This window comes from Polaromonas sp. (assembly GCF_031411155.1).
GTDB lineage: Bacteria > Pseudomonadota > Gammaproteobacteria > Burkholderiales > Burkholderiaceae_C > Polaromonas.
The window spans coordinates 1-5091 of sequence record NZ_JANOAL010000255.1 but is presented as its reverse complement, the minus strand read 5'-3'; the positions used below and the strand labels follow the sequence as shown (position 1 = coordinate 5091).

The following is a 5091-nucleotide window of genomic DNA, read 5'->3' as shown; positions in this document are numbered from 1 at the left end:
CGATGCGCTGCGCAAGGAACTGCTTGCCATTGGCGACACCATGACCGGTGACTGGCTCAAAATCGCCGGTGCCGACGGTCAGCGCATCGTGGATGACTTCCGCAAGAAATAATGAATTAAATTGGGCTCTAGCCCAATGATATCGGGCGTAAACAGCTATTAAAAAAATAGCAAACTGCGCACCCACCCTGGTTGACTGGAGAGCGTCATGGCAAACCTGCTGGATAAGTTTTATCGGTTTTTAATGGGGCTGTCGTGCCTGTCCATGCTGGCCGCCTTCGCCGCCATCATGCTGGGGGTGGCAGCGCGCGAGTTCGGCTGGGACGTACAGGGCCTGGACGCTTATGCGGGTTACGCGATTGCCGCCACGCTGTTTCTGGCGCTGCCCGGCACACTCAAGCACGGCGACCATATCCGCGTGACTTTGGTGATGCAGCGCCTGCCTGCCCGAGCGCAAAACCTGCTGGAGTACTGGTGCCTCATTGCCGCCTCGGCGCTGAGTAGCTACCTGGCCTGGTTTGCGTGCCGCCTGGTGTGGGTCTCGTACGCCACGCATGACGTGTCGCCGTCGGCAGACGCTTCGCCCCTGTGGATTCCGCAACTGGCCATGGCCCTGGGCTGTATCGGTCTGGCGGCGGCGTTTGTCCACGCCTTGTGGGCGCACTGGAAAGGCAAGGCATTTTTTGATGTACACGCCGAAGGCGAGTTGGCCAAAACCGAATAAGCCCCTAACAAAACTAAGCAAGAACTAAACGAGACACTCCCCATGGAAATATTTGTTACGCTGTTTTTGATCGTGCTGCTGTTCGCGGTGCTTGGCTCGGGCGCCTGGATCGGTATGTCGCTGCTCGGTGTGGCCTTGCTGGCGATGGAGTTGTTTACCTCGCGCCCGGTGGGCGACAGCATGGTGTTGACCATCTGGGGCACAACGTCGAGTTGGACGCTGACTGCGCTGCCGCTGTTTTTGTGGATGGGCGAAATCCTGTTTCGCAGCAAATTGTCGGAAGACATGTTCAAGGGCCTGGCGCCCTGGCTAAACCGCCTGCCGGGCCGTTTGCTCCACGTCAACGTGATTGGCTGCACCATTTTTGCAGCCGTCTCGGGATCGTCCGCCGCCACCTGCGCCACCATTGGCAAGATCACACTTCCAGAGTTGAAAAAGCGCGGCTATCCCGAAGATATTTCCATCGGCACGCTGGCAGGCGCCGGCACGCTGGGGCTGCTGATTCCACCGTCCATCATCATGATTGTGTATGGCGTGGCCGCGAACGTATCGATTGCCAAGCTGTTTATTGCCGGTGTGATTCCGGGTCTGCTGCTTGCCGTCTTGTTCATGGGCTACATCGTGGTGTGGTCGCTGCTCAACCCGGGCAAGATTCCGGCGGCTGACGCGGGCATGACTTTCGTGCAAAAAATCTACGCTTCGCGCCACCTGATTCCTGTGGTATCGCTGATTGGCCTGGTGTTGGGCTCCATTTATTCAGGCGTGGCCACCGCCACCGAGGCGGCGGCGCTTGGGGTCGCGGGCTCGCTGGCCCTTTCCAAAATTGAAGGCTCACTTAATTGGGAAAAGTTCAAGGAAGGGCTGGTCGCCGCCTGCCGCGTCTACTGCATGATCGGCTTGATCCTGGCGGGCGCGGCCTTTTTGACACTGGCCATGGGTTTTATTGGCCTGCCGCGGCACCTAGCCGAGTTTATCGGCGGCCTGCACCTCTCGCCCTTTGGCCTGATTGTGTTGCTGACCGGGTTTTTCATCGTGCTGGGCTGCTTTCTGGATGGCATCAGCATGGTGGTGCTGACCATGGCGGTGTTGCTGCCGACCGTGCAGGCCGCGGGCCTGGACTTGATCTGGTTTGGCATCTTCATCGTGCTGGTGGTGGAGATGGCGCAAATCACCCCGCCGGTGGGCTTCAATCTGTTCGTCATTCAGGGCCTCACCAAAAAAGAAATTACCTACATCGCACGCACTGCGTTCCCGCTGTTTGTGCTGATGATGCTGGCCGTGCTGGGCACCTACTTCTTCCAGGACATCGTGCTCTGGTTGCCGCGCCAGATGGCCTGAACCCGATACGGCATTTCGCCCCTACGCATTTACCCAATTACGAAATTACGCGACGCAAACGCCCGCCCTCAGAGGCGCCGACCATGAAACCTGCTGCTCCGCCCCCGATACGGGCGAGCGCTTCTCGCGAGAATGGATACGATCACCATGACTAAAGAACTTCGACAAATGGCTCAGGAAAACACATCCAACACGGGCAGCGGGCGCTGGCAGTTCTGGGTAGACCGCGGCGGCACCTTCACCGACATCGTCGCCAAAAAGCCCGACGGCTCGCTGACCACGCACAAGCTGCTGTCTGAAAACCCGGAGCAAAACCGCGATGCGGCGGTCGCCGGCATCCGGCACCTGCTGGGCCTGAAAGCCGGCGAGCCCATTCCAGCTGACGTGGTGGACTGCGTGAAGATGGGCACCACGGTGGCGACCAATGCCTTGCTTGAGCGAAAAGGGGAGCCCACGCTGCTGGTCACTACACGCGGCTTTCGTGACGCGCTGCGCATTGCGTACCAGAATCGTCCCCGGCTGTTCGACCGCAACATCGTGCTCCCGGAGCTGCTGTACAGCGCCGTCGTCGAAGCCCATGAAAGAGTCGGCGCGCAGGGTGAGGTGCTCCAGGCGCTGGATGAAGTGCTATTAAAAGAAGAGCTGGTGGTGAAATACCAGAAGGGGCTGCGCAGTGTTGCGATTGTTTTCATGCACGGCTACCGCTTTACCGACCATGAAAAGGCCGCCAAGCGAATCGCCCAGGAAGCCGGGTTCACGCAGATCAGCACCTCGCACGAGACCAGCCCCATGATGAAGTTCGTCAGCCGGGGTGACACCACGGTGGTCGATGCCTACCTGTCGCCGATATTGCGCCGCTATGTGGAACAGGTAGCCGGTGAGATGCCGGGCGTCAAACTGTTTTTCATGCAGTCCTCCGGCGGCTTGACAGACGCCCATGTGTTCCAGGGCAAGGACGCGATTTTGAGCGGACCGGCCGGCGGCATTGTCGGCATGGCGCGCACGGCGGCCATTGCCGGCATTGAGAAGGTGATCGGTTTTGACATGGGCGGCACGTCCACCGATGTGTCGCATTACGCGGGCGAGTTCGAGCGCGAGTTTGAAACCCAGGTCGCCGGTGTGCGCATGCGCGCGCCCATGATGAGCATTCACACCGTGGCTGCGGGCGGCGGCTCCATCCTGAAATTTGACGGCGAACGTTTTCGCGTCGGGCCGCAGAGCGCTGGCGCCAACCCGGGGCCGGCCAGTTACCGCCGCGGCGGGCCGCTGGCAGTGACCGATGCCAATGTGATGGTGGGCAAGATCCAGCCGCGTTACTTTCCAAAAGTGTTCGGTCACCAGGCCAATGAGCCGCTGGATGCCGAGGCGGTGCAGGCCCAGTTCACCGAACTGGCCGAGCAGACCGGCCGCGGCGCCGAGGTGGTGGCTGAAGGCTTTATCAGCATCGCCGTGCAGCAGATGGCCAATGCCATCAAGAAAATTTCGGTGGCGCGCGGCTATGACGTGACGCGCTACACCTTGCAGTGTTTTGGCGGTGCCGGTGGCCAGCATGCCTGCCTGGTGGCCGATGCGCTGGGCATGACGCGGGTGTTTGTGCATCCGCTGGCCGGTGTGCTCAGCGCCTACGGCATGGGCCTGGCCGACCAGAACGTGATCCGTGAGCAGGCGGTCGAGCTGAAGCTTTCCGAGGCGGCGTTGCCCGAAGTAGCGGCCAGGCTGGATGTGCTGGCGGCCACCGCCGAAGCCGAACTGCAGCGCCAGCAGCTCAGTACCGGCTTGATCACGACACATCGCCGCGTACATGTGCGCTACGAAGGCAGCGACGCCGCGCTGATCGTTCCTTTCGGCGATTTTGAGAAGATCGAAGCGGGTTTCGAGGCCGCTTACCGCCAGCGCTTTTCATTCCTGATGCAGGGCAAAGGCTTGATTGTTGAAGCCGTGTCGGTAGAAGCCGTGGTGGCCGGCGACGCGCCGGCCGAAGCGCGCCACGCCACCCACGAGCCGCGCGAAGTGCCGCGCCGCGAAACCGTGCGCATGTACTCGGGCGGCCAGTGGCACGACGCGGCGCTGGTGGTACGTGAAGACCTGCAGCCGGGCGACGTCATCAGTGGGCCGGCCATCATTGCCGAAAAAAACGCCACCACCGTGGTGGAGCCCGGCTGGGAGGCCGTTTTAACGGCTTTGGACCACATCGTCCTTGACCGGCGGGCCGAGCGTGCTATCAAATTTGCGGCAGGCACGACCGTGGATCCGGTGCTGCTGGAGGTGTTCAACAACCTTTTCATGAACATCGCCGAGCAGATGGGGCTGCAGCTGCAGAACACCGCTTACTCGGTCAACATCAAGGAGCGGCTGGACTTCAGCTGCGCGCTGTTTGATACCGGGGGCAACCTGATTGCCAACGCGCCGCACATGCCGGTGCACCTGGGCTCGATGGGCGAGAGCATCAAGACCGTGATCCGCGAAAACGCGGGCAAGATGCAGCCGGGCGATGTCTATGTGCTGAACGACCCCTACCACGGTGGTACGCATTTGCCAGACATCACCGTGATCACGCCGGTCTACCTCGGTACGTCCGCAGGGGATACACCCACGTTCTACGTCGGCTCGCGCGGTCACCATGCCGACATAGGCGGCATCACACCAGGTTCCATGCCGCCGTTCTCCACGCGCATTGAAGAAGAGGGCGTGCAGATCAACAACGTCAAATTGGTGGATCGCGGAGTGCTGCGCGAGGCCGAGATGATTGCCTTGCTGAAAAGCGGCCAATACCCGAGCCGCAACCCGCAGCAGAACATGGCGGATTTGAAAGCGCAGATTGCCGCCAACGAAAAAGGCGTGCAGGAGCTGCGCAAGATGGTTGAGCAGTTCAGCCTGGGCGTGGTGCAGGCCTACATGCGCCATGTGCAGGACAACGCCGAAGAGTCGGTGCGCCGCGTCATCACGCGCCTGAAAGACGGTGAGTTTACGCTGCCGCTGGACAACGGTGCGCAGATCAGGGTGGCGATTCGTGTCGACACGCAGAACCG

3 protein-coding genes are annotated in these 5091 nt (G+C 61.0%); all 3 read left to right on the top strand.

Annotated features, from left to right (window positions below; all coding sequences use genetic code 11):
• Positions 1-208: 208 nt before the first annotated feature.
• The gene (locus RMO23_RS15325; RefSeq protein ID WP_309683342.1) at positions 209-724 is read left to right on the top strand and encodes a TRAP transporter small permease; all 516 of its coding nucleotides are present in this window, start codon (positions 209-211) and stop codon (positions 722-724) included.
• A gap of 42 nt (positions 725-766) precedes the next feature.
• Entirely contained in the window at positions 767-2062 is a 1296-nt protein-coding gene (locus RMO23_RS15320; RefSeq protein ID WP_309683339.1) for a TRAP transporter large permease subunit, read from the top strand.
• A gap of 147 nt (positions 2063-2209) precedes the next feature.
• The coding region (locus RMO23_RS15315) for a hydantoinase/oxoprolinase family protein (RefSeq protein ID WP_309683336.1) at positions 2210-5091 on the top strand (2882 nt) is incomplete at its 3' end.

Coding starts and splice junctions, on each gene's coding strand:
- RMO23_RS15325 (WP_309683342.1), top strand. CDS start 209: ATGGCAAACCTGCTGGATAAGTTTTATCGGTTTTTAATGGGGCTGTCG.
- RMO23_RS15320 (WP_309683339.1), top strand. CDS start 767: ATGGAAATATTTGTTACGCTGTTTTTGATCGTGCTGCTGTTCGCGGTG.